Origin of the sequence: Cryobacterium sp. PH31-AA6, assembly GCF_030063195.1 — a bacterium.
Lineage (GTDB): Bacteria > Actinomycetota > Actinomycetes > Actinomycetales > Microbacteriaceae > Cryobacterium.
The window spans coordinates 1-14,130 of the sequence record NZ_JASISS010000002.1; the positions used below are offsets into that span (position 1 = coordinate 1).

A 14,130-nucleotide genomic window follows, 5' to 3' on the forward strand; every position below is an offset into this window, starting at 1 on the left:
TTGCATCTACGAGATGCCTCCTTGGTTGGTGAATAGTTTGTCTAAGTAACAACTATTTTACCTGATCAGAGGGGCATTCTCGGTTTAACTCGCCGTCACGGAATCAAAGCCGACCGGTGGATTGAGGTTCAGGCGCTACTTGCAGCAAGGCCCGGACAGTCTGGGGGAGCGCCTTCTCTACCTCGTGCTCCGTCAGGCGCCCGGTCCTGACTTCAGATGCCGCACCGTGCAGGATTGCAAAATAGCAGGCAGTCTGCCAACCGACAGATTGATCGATCCGAAACGCACCCTCGGTCCGGCCGCGTGCCAAGAGATTCTCGACCCGCACTCTCGGGCTGTTATGGCTTCCGTGCAGGTCGTCGTCCGGCATCTCCTGCTCGACGACACGGCGAAGCGCACTCAGTCCCTCAACCAGCTTCCAGGAAGACAGCACAAGGGCATCCATCGCTTCCCAAGGAGTGCCGTCCAGGTCAACGGCCGAGAGCTCCGATTCGACCCGAGTCATCGTTCGCTGGAGCAGCGCGGAAAGAAGCTCGCTTCGAGAAGAGAAGTGACCATACAGGGTGACGCGCCCCACACCGGCGGCCTTCGCGATGTCGGCGATGCTCGACGACGGATTGGCGACGAGGCACCTGGCTGCCGCCTCGAGAATCGCGTCCCGATTCCGCATCGAGTCCGACCGCAATGCTCGCTCTCGGTTCGCTTGCACCATCGCGTCCCCCAACCCTCTATCTCAGACACTACTGTACGCGATCCCATCACGATGCGGCTGGCCGTGGGAAGGACTCTCTGCGCTGCCGCGTAGGGATCCTGATCGGCGTAGTGCCGCCGCGACATCTCAGGTGTTCTTTCGGATCCAGCGGAACGTCAAGCGGCTGACCCCGAGCCCGACGAGCAGCCAGATGGCCAGGTTCAAGGCAACGAGCTGGAAATCCCAGGAGCCGTTCTGCTCGAGGTTCACGAAATTCTCCGGAAGGAACACGCCGCGCAGGCCCTGCGCCATCCACTTCAGCGGGAACACGCTGGCGGCGGTTTGCATCCATTCCGGAAGTTTGTAGAACTCCAGGTAGACGCCGGAGATGAACTGCAGAACCAGCACGACCGGAATGACCACGGCCGTCGCGCTCCTGCCCGAGCGGGGCAGCGCCGAAAGTGAGATGCCCAGGAAGGCCGAGGTGATGACACCGAATAGGAACACCCAAGCGAAGGTGAGCCATTTCCCGGCCTCGTCCGGCAAGGCGATCCCGAGTATCGAATGGGCCACCAGGATGAGGAGCGCCGCTTGGACGATCCCCGTGACCAGGACCTGGCCAATCTTGCCTATGAAATAACTCAGCGGGGAGAGCGGGGTACCGCCAAGGCGTTTGAGGGTGCCGTCACTCTTCTCCCCGGCGATGTCGACGGCGAGGTTCTGCACCCCGGAGAGAAGCATTCCCGCCGCCAGCATCCCAGGCAGGTAGTACGCGCCCACGCTGATGCCGCCGGTGCCGTCTGGAGCGGCACCAATTTTCCCCCTGGCCTCGAACGCGGCCGTGAAGATGACGAGCATGATGAACGGGAACAGAAACGTGAAGAAGATGCTGTCAGCGCTGCGAAAGTAGATCCGGGTCTCGTAGCCGATTCGAGAGAGACCGACCCGGAGGAACTGGCCCAGGCGGGCAGGCGCGGACCCAGTGTTGGCGTCGATGCGGCTCATGCGAGAACCCCGGGGTCTTTGCCGAGGGCGGCAGCCGTTGCGACAGACGTCACGGGCCCTGATCGGCTGCCCTGCACCAGGCCGAGATAGATGTCCTCCAGGCTGGGTCGAATCACTTCGAGGACGGTGGGTTCAGCGCCGGATGCCGCCACGAGGGCGGCCACGAGCCGCGCCGGCTCGTCCGAGCGTTGCTCTTGGAACGTACCGGAGGCGTCGCGCCAGCGCACGAGCGGCACCCGCGCATCCGCCCCACCGATCTCACCGATGGCGCCGATGTCGATCAGGAGCCCGTCGTTGATCACGCCGGCCCGGTCGCCCAGTTGGGCGGCCTCGTCGAGGTAGTGGGTGGTGAGCAGGATGGAGGTGCCCTCGGCCTGGAGGCGGCGCACGAGGTCCCAGAACTGGTGTCGCGCCTCGGGGTCGAAGCCCGTGGTGGGCTCGTCCAGGAACAGGAGTTCAGGCCGACCGATGATGCCCAGCGCCACGTCGACGCGGCGCCGCTGCCCGCCGGAGAGCTTGCTGATGCGGGTCTTCGCCTTCGATTCCAGGCCGACGGCCTCGATCACCTCGGCGACGCGGCGCGGCCGCGGGTAGAGACCGGCGAAGTGGGTGAGCTGCTCGGTGACGGTGACGTTGCCGCTCTCCCCGGTGGACTGCAGCACGATGCCGAGGCGCGACTTCCAGGCCAGGCCGCCGCGCTGCGGGTCGACGCCGAGCACGCGCACCTCGCCCGCGGTGCGGTCGCGGTATCCCTCGAGGATCTCGATCGCGGTGCTCTTCCCGGCCCCGTTCGGGCCGAGGAGCGCGAAGGTCTCGCCGGCCTCGATGTCGAAGCTGATGCCGCGGAGCGCCTCGAAGTTCCCGTAGGACTTGTGCAGGTCGCGCACGCGCACGGCGGGGGGTGACAGTTTCATAGGAGTACTCCGTCCGGTCTTCCAGGCTCAGCCGACGGCGATGAGTGTCGCGAGAATCCCCAGGGTGAGCGACACGGGAACCATCACTCTCTTCTCTTTTGCGCTCTTCGAGGCGAGGTTCGGCAGCACGCTCAGCATCAGGTATCCCGCGATCACCCACATGGTGATGACCGCGACGAGGGGATCGGTGAAGACGTTTGTGACGTCGACGCGCTCAAGTGCGATGAATGCGAAGATGGCGTAGGTCACCACCGCCAGCACGCTGCCGACCCGCAGACGCGGGGGGAGAACAGGGTGCTGTCCGCCCCAGGCAAAACGGCCGAAGGGAAGTCCCGCCGCCAGCAGTAGCTGGAAGGTAGCGAGGGCTGTGAGCATTGAGACAAAAGCAATAGCGATTCCTGGTGTCATGGTGAGTCGTCCGTTCTGGTGATGATGACATCTACGGGGCTTTCGTGGCTTTCTGGTAGAGGGGCGGCGAAGCTTTCTCCTCTCAGCTTGGCAATATGGCTTCGGCTTCACGCTCGGCTGTGGCCGTACGCGGTTCGTTCGCACCCGTGTCGAGCCGGAACGGCGGGTATACGTCGGACATGAACGCGACGTAGGCGACGACGCGGTAGATCCAACGGTTGATGCCGATGAGCAGGTCGAACAGGGGTTGCGGGTATCGACCGGTCATGAGGAGAAATGCTCCAGCGATTACCGCGAGCACGTTGACGATTGAGAAAGCACCGCTGGTCGAACCCGTTGAGGAGGGCACAAAGGTGAGGATGTCGGCCATTACGAAGATCACGATCGCAACGTGGGGGAGGGCAAGCATCCACTTGACCACGACGAGCCCTCGAGAGAGGCGTGTCGGGTAGGCGACGTCGAAGCGGGCAGGGTATTCCGTGTCGCGCAGGGTGAACGGCGGGTAGCTGTCGGTTCCGAGGGCGGCGTAGACGTAAAACCCGACCCGCCAGTTCCACCGCAGCACCCCGACCGTGAAGTCGAAGAGTGACCGCGGGTAGCGTCCGGTGAACGCGATGGCGAGGCCCGAGGCCAGGGTTACGAGTAGGAACGCACCGTTCAACACGGCCAGAATCACGAAGTGGGGGATGGCAAGCACCATCTTCACCAGCCACAACCATCGTGATGGGCTCGGATCGAACCGGCCGTGCAGCTGCACTGGTGATGTGACTTGTGTCGTCATGCTGTAATTCCTGTCAGGGTAGTTGAGTGAGTATTCGTTCCTGCGGAGCGACCTGGCAGTCGCCGCACCCTGCGCCGGATGACCGTCTCGGCCACAGCGAGGTTGATGACCCAGGCCGCGCCCATGAGGACGGTCCTCGAGAGCTCGTGGGTTGATCCGAAGATGATCGAGCCGGGGATGAGAACGATCGCCTGAGTTCCGGCACCCATGCCGATCGCGTATGCCCGTGTCATCCAGTCGCCGTGCGCAACAAATTTGCGGCGGACGATCCCTCGAATGCCGAGCAGGATACTTGCGATCATCGCGGAGCCGAAGAGCAGGCGGAGAGCTTCCAACACGCCGCCATCTCCGAGGGGGTGCGGGTAAAAAGCCGCCATCCACATGCCGGATAGTGCTGTCAGCAGTCCGGTCGGGATGAGGACGCGGCCCGCCGCCCGGTGCCATCGGTTGGTGCGTCGTCGTCGTGCCGGAACGAACTGAAAAGCCCCGAGCAAGCTGAAGACGGTGACGCTGATGATGTGGATCAGGACGGGAACGGGGGAGTCAAGGAATCGTGCGTTGTGCACGGTCGGCGCGGCTCCGCCGGTCAGCTCGCCAAGCCGGACGGCACCGGCGAGCATGGGGATGAGGCTGAGAAGGATGAGTCCGCTGAGTGTGAGCCATGATTTTGAGGCCCGGGTTGTGGCGATGTCAGCGGTCATGTTCTGATCTCCTCCCTGGTAGATGGGTGGCGTCGCTGGCGGCCGCGTGGTCGTGCAGGATGTTAACCGAGATGAGGGGCACACCCAGGTCGCTCACGCGCCGAATCAATCCGTGTAGGGCAGCTTGATCGATGACGGTCCCGGTGAGGGTGGTGAATCCATCTGCATCGGTTGTGAGCGTGGCGTCCTCGAACCATTCGCTCCACCTCGAGTCAAGCTGCCCGGCAAGGCGGATTTCGTACCGGCTCATTTCGCCGCGCTGTTGAGGTGGGCCTCGTTTGCGCTCACCCGGAGCGCCGCAGCGTTCCGGCGCTGGTCGGAGAAAAGGGAGAAGCCGAGCCAAACCAGGGCGAGGCCCATGGGAACGGCGGCCATGCGTTCGAGCGCGTGGGGGAGCAGCGCACCGGCGATGGGGGTCGCGGCAGCGGCGGCGATCAACAGGATGCCCGCTCCGCGGGAGAGCAACCGGGCCCGGATGACGGCGATTCCGAAGAGCAGCGCGCCACCGATGTACAGGAGTGCGCCGACCTGGGGAAGGGCAGCGAGCGGCCCGAGGTCGGTCACGGCCGCGTACCGTCCGAACAGGCCGACGAAGTCCACGGAAACCTGGGGAGCATCGGATACGAAGAGGGGGGCGATGAACGCTTCAGCGAAGGTGAAGGCGGACTGCAGAATGAAGAAGAAGCCAAACATCAGATACCCAATGAGCCCCAGGATTCCGAATTGCCGGACTTGCCTGAGGTAGATTCCGGTCACTCCCACGAGAGCCAGCACCGCTTCGGAGAAGCTCAGGATGTGCACGACTGCCCACCGCTGCGTCGATAGTGAGGCCACGACGTCGGCAGGGTGGATGAACTGGATGACGATATAGGCCAGTCCCGCGAGGGCGGCAGCGACCGCGGCCCCGCGGGTGAGGGTGGATGTCGTGATGTTCACGGTGTGCTCCTTGAGTTTGGGTTGGCCGGACGGTTTTCCGGGCACATCCGAAAACTACGGAGCGATGTGGTGACGCGACATCACCACATCCGTGGATCGCATGGTGATTGTTGCGGGAAGGGGTACCTAGATCAGGCCCCAGGATTCGGCGCGGCGGACGGCGGCGGGGCGACTGCTCACGCCGAGTTTGAGGAAGATGTGTTTGGTGTGGGTCCGCATGGTGTTGAGCGAGACGTAGAGTTCGCGGGCGATCTCCGGGCCGGACAGTTCCGTGGCCAGGAGTCTCAGCACGTGCAGCTCGCGCTCGCTCAGCGTCGCGGTAGGCGTACCCGGAGCATGGGCGTCCTCGGTGTCGCGTAGCGCCTGGCTGAGTTGACGCACGAAGTCCGGGCGGATGCCCGCACCGGCGGCCGTGCGCAGGAGCGCTAGCATCGGTGCACCCTCGTCGACGAATAGACGGACATGGCCCTCTGCCTCGGCCCACGCGAGGGCGCGTTCCAGCGGGACGAGCGCGCGGGATGTCTCACCCTGCACCCGGAATGCGAGGGCTTGCAGTACTAATATTTCGCTGGCGCTTCCCATCCGTCCGCCCGCCTCGGCTGCATGGAGCAGCCGATCGAGTAGGGCACGCGCGTCGCCCAGGGATTCGCCCAGGGGGTCATCGCGGTGCTCCGCGATCAGCAGCCGGGCGAGGGTGATGTGACGGAATTCGTGTCGATAGTCGGCCGAATCGGCGGGTGTGAGCTTCAGCTCCTCCACCCACTCCCGAGCCTCGGGCAGGCGTCCCTGCGCGATCCAGATACGAGCCTTCATGCCGGCGATGGGGCGGACCTCGGGGAAGAATCCACTGCGGTAGTGCTGTTCTGCTTGATCAAGTGATGCGAGCGCGAGGTCCGGGTCACCCTCGGCTTCGTGAACTCTCGCCATCGCCACGAACCATCGGTATCGATGCTCGTGCGAGAGGGCACTGTCGCCGAGGTCGTGGCTTGCCGCTAGATGATTCTTGGCGAGCGTGAGTTCATTGCGTTCCCGCAACAGGTCGCTGATGCCCGCGTGGAGGTCGGCCGTTGGCTGGCCGTCGTTTCCGTGTGCGATGGACTGCTGGAGCGCCTCCTCATAGTTCTTTTCGGCTTCCCGAAGTCTCCCGAGCGGCCTCAGCATGTCGGCGACCACCATGGTGGTGCTCAGCGCGTCGGTCAGGTTGCCGGCCATGCGGAGGTTCTTCGCGGAACCCTGGAACGTGGTCACGCCGGATTCGAGGTCCCCGTTGGCCCAGTATGCGAGGCCCAGCAGGCCTGCCGCGGCGCCTCGCCCCAGGTAATCGTCAGGCCTCGCGGCGTCGAACGCGTGCTGGGCATGGAGCCTGATCCCTGGTAGGTCTTCCGTGGCCAGAGCGAGGGACGCACGGTACAGCGCGATCGTGACGGGCAGGGTCCGGAGCTCCTCGCCTGGCTCGGAATCGTGCGCAGGCGACCCGTCTTCGCTGCCGGCAGAGAGGAGGTGTTCGGCCTCGGTCAGCTGACGATCCGCGGAGGAAATGTCACCGGAAACGAGAGAGGACCAGGCGGAGAACACCCGAAGCACTGGCCTGCGTTTCTTCGCATCATCCGGCAGCGTCGCGAGCCAGCCGAGCAGGGTCGCATCCTGTCTGCTCCTGCGGACGGCGGGAATGGTGGCTTCGATCACTCGCGCGGCCCGTGGGAAGTCTGCAGCCGCGAAGGCATGCTTGACCGCGTCGTCGGGAAAATCATTCTTCTCGAACCACTCGCTGGCGAGGCGATGGAGTGCCGCCACGTGCTCGGTGCCGTGTATGAGCAGCCGGGATCGGAGGACGTCCGCAAAGAGGTGGTGGTATCGGTACCACCGCCGCGTGTCATCCATGGGGACGATGAAAAGGTTTGCCCGTTCCAGTGACTGCAGCATGAGGGCGCTGTCCGTGCGTCCGGTGACGGCGTCGCAGAGGGGGCCGCTGAGTCGGTCGAGAATTGCGGTCTGGCAGAGGAACTCACGGATCTGGAGTGGTGCCTGGTGGAGTACCTCTTCGATGAGGTAGTCGATGACGAACCGGTTGCTGCCGGTGAAGGCGTCGATGAAGGCGGGGATGTCTGTGGTCTCGCGCATGGAGAGCGCGGCAAGTTGAAGGCCCGCGATCCAGCCTTCGGTGCGGGTCTCGAGGGCTGCGACGTCCTCTCGGGTGAGCGACAGGCCTGTCGCGTGCTTGAGGAACGCGGCCGCTTCGTCGGGCGTGAAGCGCAGGTCGGCTGCGCGCAGTTCCGTTAGGTCACCGCTCGCTCGCAGTCGCGCCAGGGGAAGTAGCGGGTCGGAGCGGCTCGCTATGGCAAGGTGCATCGTGGGCGGCAGGTGGTCGAGTAGGAACGTTACGGCGTCTCGGACGGATGGGTCCTCGATGAGTTGAAAGTCGTCGAGAAACAGGATCGTCGGTTGCGTGTCACGCGACATCTTGTTGATGAGTGACGTGAGGGTCACTTCAGTGGACAGCCGGGTGTCATGATCCGCCGGGCCGCCATCGGACTGTGCCCGGTCGAGTGCGGCAGCCAGGTAGGTGAGGAATCGGGCGGGATCGTTGTCGCTTTGCTCCAGGGAAACCCAGGCAACTCGGACCGTCGGATCAAGCTGACGGGTCTGCGCAACCCACTCGACAAACAGTGTGGTCTTGCCAAACCCGGCTGGTGCGGAGACGAGACTCAATCGTCGTCCCGCTTGGATTCCAGCGGTCAGCTGGTCGACGAGACGTGGACGGACGATGGATTGGGAGCGCGGCGGCGGGACGAAGAGCTTTGTCGCCAGAACCACCATCGTCATTGTTTCATCCTAAGGAGGCACGGAGCGGGCGACCAGCATCCATCGCCTGATTGCGGCCGCGGAGATTCAACGCTCCTCCGCGACCGGAACGCAGATACTGGCTAGGTTGCCGGATTGGCAACAACATTGGTTCCTGCGGTGCATGTCGGTCCAGCTTGGACGAGGAGGTCAACATGGAGACGAAGACAGACAACAAGTATTACGACATCGTGATCATTGGGGGTGGCGTTTCCGGGAAGGCCGCCGCCCTCGCGGCACGACGCACTCATCGCCGAGTGGCGATCATCGATGCAGAACTGTGCAACCAGCCATCAGCGGGTGGGCGCGACTATCCCAGTGGCGAGGGACTCAGGTCCCTCAAGCCGATTGCGATTGTCCGGACCGAAATCGATGGGGTGGATTTCATACCGGCGCGAGCCATTGACCTGGCCAAGGAGGGGAACAGCAGTGTCATAAGGCTCCACGACGGTCGCAGCGTTCGTGGTCGGCGGGTACTTGTGGCGACCGGTCTGGTCGCTGAGCTTCCCGACGTCGGCGGTCTTCGGGAGCGGTGGGGTCAGGACGTTTTCGATTGCCGGGGAATTCGTGGTGGGGAATTCAGAGGAAAGGCATTTGTCTCGTCATCGGCGCAATTTCTGGCTGTGCTTTGTCGAGGAGAATTCCTGCGCGCTTGGTGTCATCGTCTGCGATAGCGGCCACGACCAGCATCAGCTGCGCGATCGCCTGGTCACGCCGGGCGCCAACCGGGGTGAACAATTCCATGTTGCGCCGTTCGACCGCCCTCTGAAGCGCCTGGTTCAAAGCATCGATATCGGTGAGGTCATTGACGTCGACGCCGTCTTCTGCCAGCAGTGGAGCAAGCTCCCGCATCAGCTCGTCTGCCATTCCAGGCTTCATTTGGATCTGGGACGGCCTGGGCGATGGCTCAGGACTCTTTCGACGCATGTCTGGCATGCCGACCATCTTCCCAGACCAAGCCCTCTGCTGGCAGTGACTCCAGTCCGGCCGCCCGCAGCACTGAAACAAATACCGTAAGGGGGCCGATGAGCGGGCGGTATTTTCAGCCCTCGCGAGAGCACGCTTGAGAGCACTTTTCACCCGGATCAGCCGCGCGTAAGCGGAACTCTGACCGGGACAGCAGGCTCGGGCGATCAGCCGAGGGCGTCGGATTGGCCCTTCGCAAGTAATGGCCAGGGGGACCACTGTCCTGCAGGCGGTAGGGCGGTTCGCGCGGACTTGACCCGGTCCTCGGGCAGGTCCTCGGTGCGGCTGCGACCGGATCGCATCCCGACCCCTGGCTCCTCGAGCCGGTATTCAATCCAGTCGCCCCGCCCGGGATCGAATCGCTCAGAATAACCACCTGACACGACGGTGCGGGTGGTCCATTCGAGCTCTTCCGCCAGATTCAGGACATCTTCGTCACAGGCATCACAGCCGCACACCGGGAGGTGGAAGTCGTTGAGCAGGCCCGCGTGAAGGTAGACGCCCGTGAACGGCGTAAGGACAAATGTCAGCGGTGCAGCTGTCGGGTTGCGAGGCACGACGCGTACTGCACGGACGACCTCATTTGGCAGGTGGAGAAGATCTGCAGTGGCGTTTGGGGCTTCGTCGACGGCAACGTCGAACGTGGTCTGCAGCCACTCGATCAGTGCGTCAGCGACGTCGTGCAACCGCGCGAACCGCTGCAGATTACTAACACGGGAATACGCGTCTTCGGGCGGCGATGCTCCTCCCCATCGATTGCCGTAGTCAATCGGACGGCCCTGCTCATCCCGGTAGATCTCCACTGGGAACGTGGGGCGTCGATACTCTGTCATGCTCACAAACTATCCGTCCATCGTTCGGTTCACCGAGAAGTTCGTCGGCCCGCAATCGGGCATCTATCGATGCTCGGTTGTTGTGAGCTGGGGAGTGCCTTGGTGCTCGCACTCAGGGATCGCAGAAGAAGGCTTAGCGGGAAGTTGACGACGGCGACGCGAGCGTCTCAAGGGGCTCTTTCGGTGATGCCAGCGTGTTCCACGACCGCACGGCGACGATCCCGGCGAGCACGGCGATGCCCGCCAGTATGATGGCGGTTGGGGCGAGTCCGAGCGTCGCGCCGAGGATGCCTGCGAGCGGGTAGGTGATGATGAAGCAGGCGTGGGACAGCGAAAACTGCGCCGCGAAGACCGCAGGCCGGTTGGTGTCGTCGGAGTAGCGTCGCAGGAGCCGGGCCGAGGGTGTGAGGATCAGCGCCGTCGCGGCGCCGAGGACGAACCAGACCGTGAGCACGGCGGTCCAGGCCAACGGCGCGGCTGGGGCCAGGACCAGCAGTGCGACGGTGACGAGCCCGACCGGGAGGATGGCGCATCCGGTCAGCATCACGCGTCGATCGGGATACCGGTCCAGCACCTTCGGCAGGGCAAGGGCGAGGAGCATGGAGCCCAGTCCGTAGCAGGCGAGGGTGATCGCGAAGTCGACCTGGCTGCGGCCGAGGGTGTCTTGCACGAGGATGATGGTGTTGACGATGATCATTGCGGTGGACGCGGCGACGACGAAGTTCATCGCCAGAAGTGCCCGAAGCGGCGGGGTGCGCCAGAACACGCGCACGCCTCTGGTCAGCCGGTCGAGGAACGGTGTGACCGCGGTGGCCCGCATCGCCGGGAGAGTGGTGGACAGCACGAGCGCGGCCGAGCCGACGAAGCCGAGCGCCGTTCCTACGAACAGGGAGTGGTAAGTGATCACGGTCAGCAGGGCGGCGGCGAGGATGGGGCTGAGCAGCGACTCCAGGTCGTACGCCAGTCGGGACAGCGACAGCGCCCTTGTGTATTCGCTCTCCTTAGGCAGAACATCCGGGATCAGCGCCTGGAACGCGGGCGTGAAGGTGGCGGAAGCAGCCTGCAACACGAAGATAAGAACGTAGATCTGCCACGCCTCGGTGACGAACGGGAGCGAGATCGCCACCCCGGCCCGGAGGACATCCGCAGAAACCAGCAGGACTTTGCGGGGGAAGTGGCTGGTGAGCGCGGACACAACCGGGGCGATGCCCACGTTGGCGAGCATCTTGATCGTCAGCGCGATGCCCAACACGATGCCGGCGTCCCCACCTGCCAAGTCGAAGGCCAGTAACCCGAGTGCGACGGTGAGCAGGCCGGTGCCGACCAGCGCCACGACCTGGGCGCTGAACAATTTGAGGTACGCGGTATTCCGCAGGACCTCAAGCATGTGCGTCCACCTCCCGCTCGGTGCCGACGGTGTCGTGCGGGTGCCGGTGGTGGGCCGGGATCCCCTCGAGGGCGTGTTCCGCTTGGAAGATGGCGTCGGTGACGAGCTGGCGGGCGTGCTCGTTCGCGAGGCGATAGAACACCCGGGTGCCTTCGCGCCGGGTGGCCACGATGCGCGCCAGGCGCAGCTTTGCCAGGTGCTGCGAGACGGCGGCCTGGGACTTGTTGACGGTCTCCGCCAGCTGGTTGACCGACAGTTCCGTGTCGCGCAGCGCGAGAATGATGCGGATGCGCGTGGCGTCGGCGAGCATCGCGAACACCTCAACGGCCAACTCGACATATTCACTGTCGGTATCCAGCGTGCAACCATCCGTATCTGCATTCATACGCAGATTATTGCACACGAGGATCACGCCTCGTATGGCCAACTGGTCACCTTGCCCTTGATGCCTCAGGGGGTATCACGATGTGTGACAGGCGCACCAGATCTGCGAGCAGTGAGCACGGTTTCCCTTGTCGGCGTGGCGCGGTGAGCGGATCAGTTGCCTGCTAGCAGCAGGTGTCCGCGTCGAGGGTTCGTTCGCCCGTGAGGGCGCTGATTGGCACCGCGCAGGTGTCGCCCTTCCAGGCTTCCAGGCCTTCCTTGAGGGCAAACCCGGCAATCACGAGGGCGGCGATCGAATCCGCCCACGCCCACCCCAGGAGGGAGTTGAGCAGGAGCCCGCCGAGGAGCGCCGCGGACAGGTAGCTGCAGACGAGGGTCTGTTTCGAGTCCGCCACGGCCGACGCTGATCCCAGCTCACGGCCGGTGCGACGTTCCAGCCAGCTCAGCACGGGCATGATGGCGAGGCTGACGGCGGCCAGCGCGATCCCGACCGGGCTGTGTTCCGGCTCGCGAAGACCGAAGAGCGACAGGCCGGCATCGACGATCACGTAGGCGGCCAGGCCGAAGAAGGAGTACGCGACGACGCGCAGCGCGACTTTCTCGCGCTTCTCCGGGTCGGGAGCGGCGAATTGCCACGCGATCGCGGCCGCGGAGAGCACCTCGACGATGGAGTCGAGACCGAAGCCGATCAGCGCGGAGGACGATGCCACCGTGCCGGCGGCGAGGGCGATGATCGCCTCGATCACGTTGTAGGTGATGGTGATGGCGACGATGATCCGGATCCGGCGTTGCAGGATCAGTTTCCGGACGGGGTCGGCGACGCGCGCGACTCCATTCTTTGTTTCGGTCATGCTCCGGTCCCGCAGCAGAGGGGCAGGTCGCAGTTCTCGTCGGAGCAGTGGACGCCGTCGTCGACGGCGAGCACGACGTCGATCAGCAGCGCCAGCGCTCGGGTCAGGTGCGGGTCGGCGATTTCGTACCGTGTCTGCCGACCCTCGGGTATGGCGGCTGCAATGCCGCAGCCGCGGAGGCAGCTCAAATGGTTCGACACGTTCGAGCGCGTGAGGTCGAGGTCACGCGCCAGCTGGGCCGGATAACCGGGCCGCTCCAACAGCGTGAGCAGGATCCTCGAGCGGGTCGGATCGGCCATCGCCCGGCCAAGCCGGTTCATGGCATCGAGACGCGAAGCAATGGTCAGCATCCACTGACTATACAGTCAATAGTGACGGGTGGCTACCTGTGTTAGAAGACCAGCACCTTGTCGGCAGCAATGGTCCAGTCAGCGAGGGCGTCCATAGTGGATCGAGTGGCACCCTCGGTCAGCATGGTGTCCGTGATGCCGCGGGCGTCCACGCACGTGCTGCAGCAGCGGATCTGGCCACCCTGCCTGATGATCGTCGAGAGCATCCGGTCGAGCTTGTAATAGCCGTCGGGCGTATTCTGCCCGGCTATCGCCACGTTGACGCCGTCGCCCATCAGGAAGACCTGTGTGGTGACCTCGTCTCGTTTGGACAAGGACCTCGCCAGACGAACCGCGTTGTAGGTCGTGTCCTGACCGTAGGCGGCGCCATTGATGATGATCAGGATATTCATGCCACCTCGGAAGACATTGGCAGGTTGGCCAGTCGCCATTCCAGCATCCCCTCGTTCAGTCGGACTGCTCGGCGGCCGCTCTGGCGCAGCAGGCTGATGGCCTCGTAGGCGAGCACGCAGTACGCGCCGCGGCAGTAGGCAACAATGTCACCGCTGGGCGGCAGCTCACCCAGCCGGTCGCTGAGCTCCTCGAGGGGGATGGAGAGGGCGCCGGGGATGTGCGCGGCCTGGTACTCCAGCCGTGGCCGGACATCCAGCACGACGACCGTCCCTGCCGCGGCCCGGGCGAGCAGTTCCTCTCGGGTGATCTCCTCGCGCGCCTCTTCGCCGGCCGAGTCGGATGCATCGAGCCCGAGGTATGCGATGCGTTTCGGTTCCACGTCGGACACGTGCGTCTGGGCGACGGTGCGGACCAGGCTGTAGAGCCGGGCGACGTCGTCCCCGGCGAGTTGGTAATGAATCCGGGTGCCCTCACGCCGGGTGGTGACCAGACCCGCATGCTTGAGGGTTTGCAGGTGAGCCGATGCCGTGGTCAGGCCCAGGCCGGCCGAGTTGGCCAGCGATTCCACCGGACGTTCACCCTGTGCGAGCAGGTCGATCAGCTCGAGGCGCTTGCCGCTGCCGAGTGCCTTGCCGACGCGTGCAAACTGCTCGAACAGCGCCGACTTCTTCTCACGATCACCCATGTGC

General features: G+C 64.3%; 18 protein-coding genes. 1 reads left to right on the forward strand and 17 read right to left on the reverse strand.

Features of this window, described 5'->3' with window-relative positions; translation table 11 throughout:
• Window positions 1–103: 103 nt before the first annotated feature.
• From QMG61_RS01770 to QMG61_RS01805, 9 genes are all read right to left on the reverse strand, one after another.
• Window positions 104–712, reverse strand: coding sequence for a TetR/AcrR family transcriptional regulator (locus QMG61_RS01770; RefSeq protein ID WP_283492625.1), 609 nt, complete (start codon window positions 710–712; stop codon window positions 104–106).
• 126 nt (window positions 713–838) lie between these two features.
• A complete protein-coding gene (locus QMG61_RS01775; RefSeq protein WP_283492626.1) occupies window positions 839–1,696 on the reverse strand; it encodes an ABC transporter permease in 858 nt (285 codons plus the stop codon).
• Window positions 1,693–2,610, reverse strand: coding sequence for an ABC transporter ATP-binding protein (locus QMG61_RS01780; protein WP_283492627.1), 918 nt, complete (start codon window positions 2,608–2,610; stop codon window positions 1,693–1,695). The genes QMG61_RS01775 and QMG61_RS01780 overlap by 4 nt, the downstream gene beginning before the upstream one ends.
• A 27-nt stretch (window positions 2,611–2,637) precedes the next feature.
• Complete coding sequence (locus tag QMG61_RS01785) at window positions 2,638–2,985, reverse strand: hypothetical protein (RefSeq protein WP_283492628.1); 348 nt, start codon at window positions 2,983–2,985, stop codon at window positions 2,638–2,640.
• A 115-nt stretch (window positions 2,986–3,100) separates the two neighbouring features.
• Window positions 3,101–3,799 carry a DUF4389 domain-containing protein gene (locus tag QMG61_RS01790; RefSeq protein ID WP_283492629.1) on the reverse strand — a complete coding sequence of 233 codons (699 nt, stop codon included), beginning with the start codon at window positions 3,797–3,799 and terminating at the stop codon, window positions 3,101–3,103.
• Entirely contained in the window at window positions 3,796–4,500 is a 705-nt protein-coding gene (locus tag QMG61_RS01795; RefSeq protein WP_283492630.1) for a DUF2306 domain-containing protein, read from the reverse strand. The genes QMG61_RS01790 and QMG61_RS01795 overlap by 4 nt, the downstream gene beginning before the upstream one ends.
• Window positions 4,490–4,750: a DUF8691 family protein gene (locus tag QMG61_RS17485; RefSeq protein WP_502846988.1), complete on the reverse strand. Its 261-nt coding sequence runs from the start codon at window positions 4,748–4,750 to the stop codon at window positions 4,490–4,492. Before QMG61_RS17485 ends, QMG61_RS01795 begins: the two co-directional genes overlap by 11 nt.
• Window positions 4,747–5,436 carry a hypothetical protein gene (locus tag QMG61_RS01800; RefSeq protein WP_283492631.1) on the reverse strand — a complete coding sequence of 230 codons (690 nt, stop codon included), beginning with the start codon at window positions 5,434–5,436 and terminating at the stop codon, window positions 4,747–4,749. The genes QMG61_RS17485 and QMG61_RS01800 overlap by 4 nt, the downstream gene beginning before the upstream one ends.
• A 126-nt stretch (window positions 5,437–5,562) precedes the next feature.
• Complete coding sequence (locus QMG61_RS01805) at window positions 5,563–8,259, reverse strand: winged helix-turn-helix domain-containing protein (protein ID WP_283492632.1); 2,697 nt, start codon at window positions 8,257–8,259, stop codon at window positions 5,563–5,565.
• A 173-nt stretch (window positions 8,260–8,432) separates the two neighbouring features.
• On the opposite strand from QMG61_RS01805, the gene QMG61_RS17490 reads away from it, so the two are divergent.
• A complete protein-coding gene (locus QMG61_RS17490; RefSeq protein ID WP_502846989.1) occupies window positions 8,433–8,951 on the forward strand; it encodes an FAD-dependent oxidoreductase in 519 nt (172 codons plus the stop codon).
• Here QMG61_RS17490 and QMG61_RS01810 read toward each other — a convergent pair.
• From QMG61_RS01810 to QMG61_RS17495, 8 genes are all read right to left on the reverse strand, one after another.
• Window positions 8,857–9,144, reverse strand: a complete 288-nt coding sequence (locus tag QMG61_RS01810; RefSeq protein ID WP_283492633.1) for a hypothetical protein — start codon at window positions 9,142–9,144, stop codon at window positions 8,857–8,859. The two genes, QMG61_RS17490 and QMG61_RS01810, sit on opposite strands and share 95 nt — an antisense overlap.
• 266 nt (window positions 9,145–9,410) lie before the next feature.
• Complete coding sequence (locus QMG61_RS01815; protein ID WP_283492634.1) at window positions 9,411–10,076, reverse strand: DUF6226 family protein; 666 nt, start codon at window positions 10,074–10,076, stop codon at window positions 9,411–9,413.
• Window positions 10,077–10,209: 133 nt separating this feature from the next.
• Window positions 10,210–11,463, reverse strand: a complete 1,254-nt coding sequence (locus QMG61_RS01820) for an MFS transporter (RefSeq protein WP_283492635.1) — start codon at window positions 11,461–11,463, stop codon at window positions 10,210–10,212.
• Window positions 11,456–11,848: an ArsR/SmtB family transcription factor gene (locus tag QMG61_RS01825; RefSeq protein ID WP_283492636.1), complete on the reverse strand. Its 393-nt coding sequence runs from the start codon at window positions 11,846–11,848 to the stop codon at window positions 11,456–11,458. Before QMG61_RS01825 ends, QMG61_RS01820 begins: the two co-directional genes overlap by 8 nt.
• A gap of 163 nt (window positions 11,849–12,011) precedes the next feature.
• Window positions 12,012–12,698 (reverse strand): cation efflux transmembrane domain-containing protein, encoded by a 687-nt coding sequence (locus tag QMG61_RS01830; protein WP_283492637.1) that lies wholly within the window; start codon window positions 12,696–12,698, stop codon window positions 12,012–12,014.
• On the reverse strand, window positions 12,695–13,048 hold the full coding sequence (cmtR, locus tag QMG61_RS01835) for a Cd(II)/Pb(II)-sensing metalloregulatory transcriptional regulator CmtR (RefSeq protein ID WP_283492638.1): 354 nt from the start codon (window positions 13,046–13,048) through the stop codon (window positions 12,695–12,697). Before cmtR ends, QMG61_RS01830 begins: the two co-directional genes overlap by 4 nt.
• Before the next feature lie 41 nt (window positions 13,049–13,089).
• Window positions 13,090–13,440 carry a DsrE/DsrF/TusD sulfur relay family protein gene (locus QMG61_RS01840; RefSeq protein ID WP_283492639.1) on the reverse strand — a complete coding sequence of 117 codons (351 nt, stop codon included), beginning with the start codon at window positions 13,438–13,440 and terminating at the stop codon, window positions 13,090–13,092.
• Window positions 13,437–14,126 carry an ArsR/SmtB family transcription factor gene (locus tag QMG61_RS17495; RefSeq protein WP_502846990.1) on the reverse strand — a complete coding sequence of 230 codons (690 nt, stop codon included), beginning with the start codon at window positions 14,124–14,126 and terminating at the stop codon, window positions 13,437–13,439. Before QMG61_RS17495 ends, QMG61_RS01840 begins: the two co-directional genes overlap by 4 nt.
• Window positions 14,127–14,130: the final 4 nt, after the last annotated feature.

Coding starts and splice junctions, on each gene's coding strand:
- QMG61_RS01770 (WP_283492625.1), bottom strand. CDS start 712: ATGGTGCAAGCGAACCGAGAGCGAGCATTGCGGTCGGACTCGATGCGG.
- QMG61_RS01795 (WP_283492630.1), bottom strand. CDS start 4,500: ATGACCGCTGACATCGCCACAACCCGGGCCTCAAAATCATGGCTCACA.
- QMG61_RS01840 (WP_283492639.1), bottom strand. CDS start 13,440: ATGAATATCCTGATCATCATCAATGGCGCCGCCTACGGTCAGGACACG.
- QMG61_RS01775 (WP_283492626.1), bottom strand. CDS start 1,696: ATGAGCCGCATCGACGCCAACACTGGGTCCGCGCCTGCCCGCCTGGGC.
- QMG61_RS17485 (WP_502846988.1), bottom strand. CDS start 4,750: ATGAGCCGGTACGAAATCCGCCTTGCCGGGCAGCTTGACTCGAGGTGG.
- cmtR (WP_283492638.1), bottom strand. CDS start 13,048: ATGCTGACCATTGCTTCGCGTCTCGATGCCATGAACCGGCTTGGCCGG.
- QMG61_RS01830 (WP_283492637.1), bottom strand. CDS start 12,698: ATGACCGAAACAAAGAATGGAGTCGCGCGCGTCGCCGACCCCGTCCGG.
- QMG61_RS01825 (WP_283492636.1), bottom strand. CDS start 11,848: ATGAATGCAGATACGGATGGTTGCACGCTGGATACCGACAGTGAATAT.
- QMG61_RS17495 (WP_502846990.1), bottom strand. CDS start 14,126: ATGGGTGATCGTGAGAAGAAGTCGGCGCTGTTCGAGCAGTTTGCACGC.
- QMG61_RS01805 (WP_283492632.1), bottom strand. CDS start 8,259: ATGACGATGGTGGTTCTGGCGACAAAGCTCTTCGTCCCGCCGCCGCGC.
- QMG61_RS17490 (WP_502846989.1), top strand. CDS start 8,433: ATGGAGACGAAGACAGACAACAAGTATTACGACATCGTGATCATTGGG.
- QMG61_RS01790 (WP_283492629.1), bottom strand. CDS start 3,799: ATGACGACACAAGTCACATCACCAGTGCAGCTGCACGGCCGGTTCGAT.
- QMG61_RS01815 (WP_283492634.1), bottom strand. CDS start 10,076: ATGACAGAGTATCGACGCCCCACGTTCCCAGTGGAGATCTACCGGGAT.
- QMG61_RS01820 (WP_283492635.1), bottom strand. CDS start 11,463: ATGCTTGAGGTCCTGCGGAATACCGCGTACCTCAAATTGTTCAGCGCC.
- QMG61_RS01810 (WP_283492633.1), bottom strand. CDS start 9,144: ATGGCAGACGAGCTGATGCGGGAGCTTGCTCCACTGCTGGCAGAAGAC.
- QMG61_RS01780 (WP_283492627.1), bottom strand. CDS start 2,610: ATGAAACTGTCACCCCCCGCCGTGCGCGTGCGCGACCTGCACAAGTCC.
- QMG61_RS01785 (WP_283492628.1), bottom strand. CDS start 2,985: ATGCTCACAGCCCTCGCTACCTTCCAGCTACTGCTGGCGGCGGGACTT.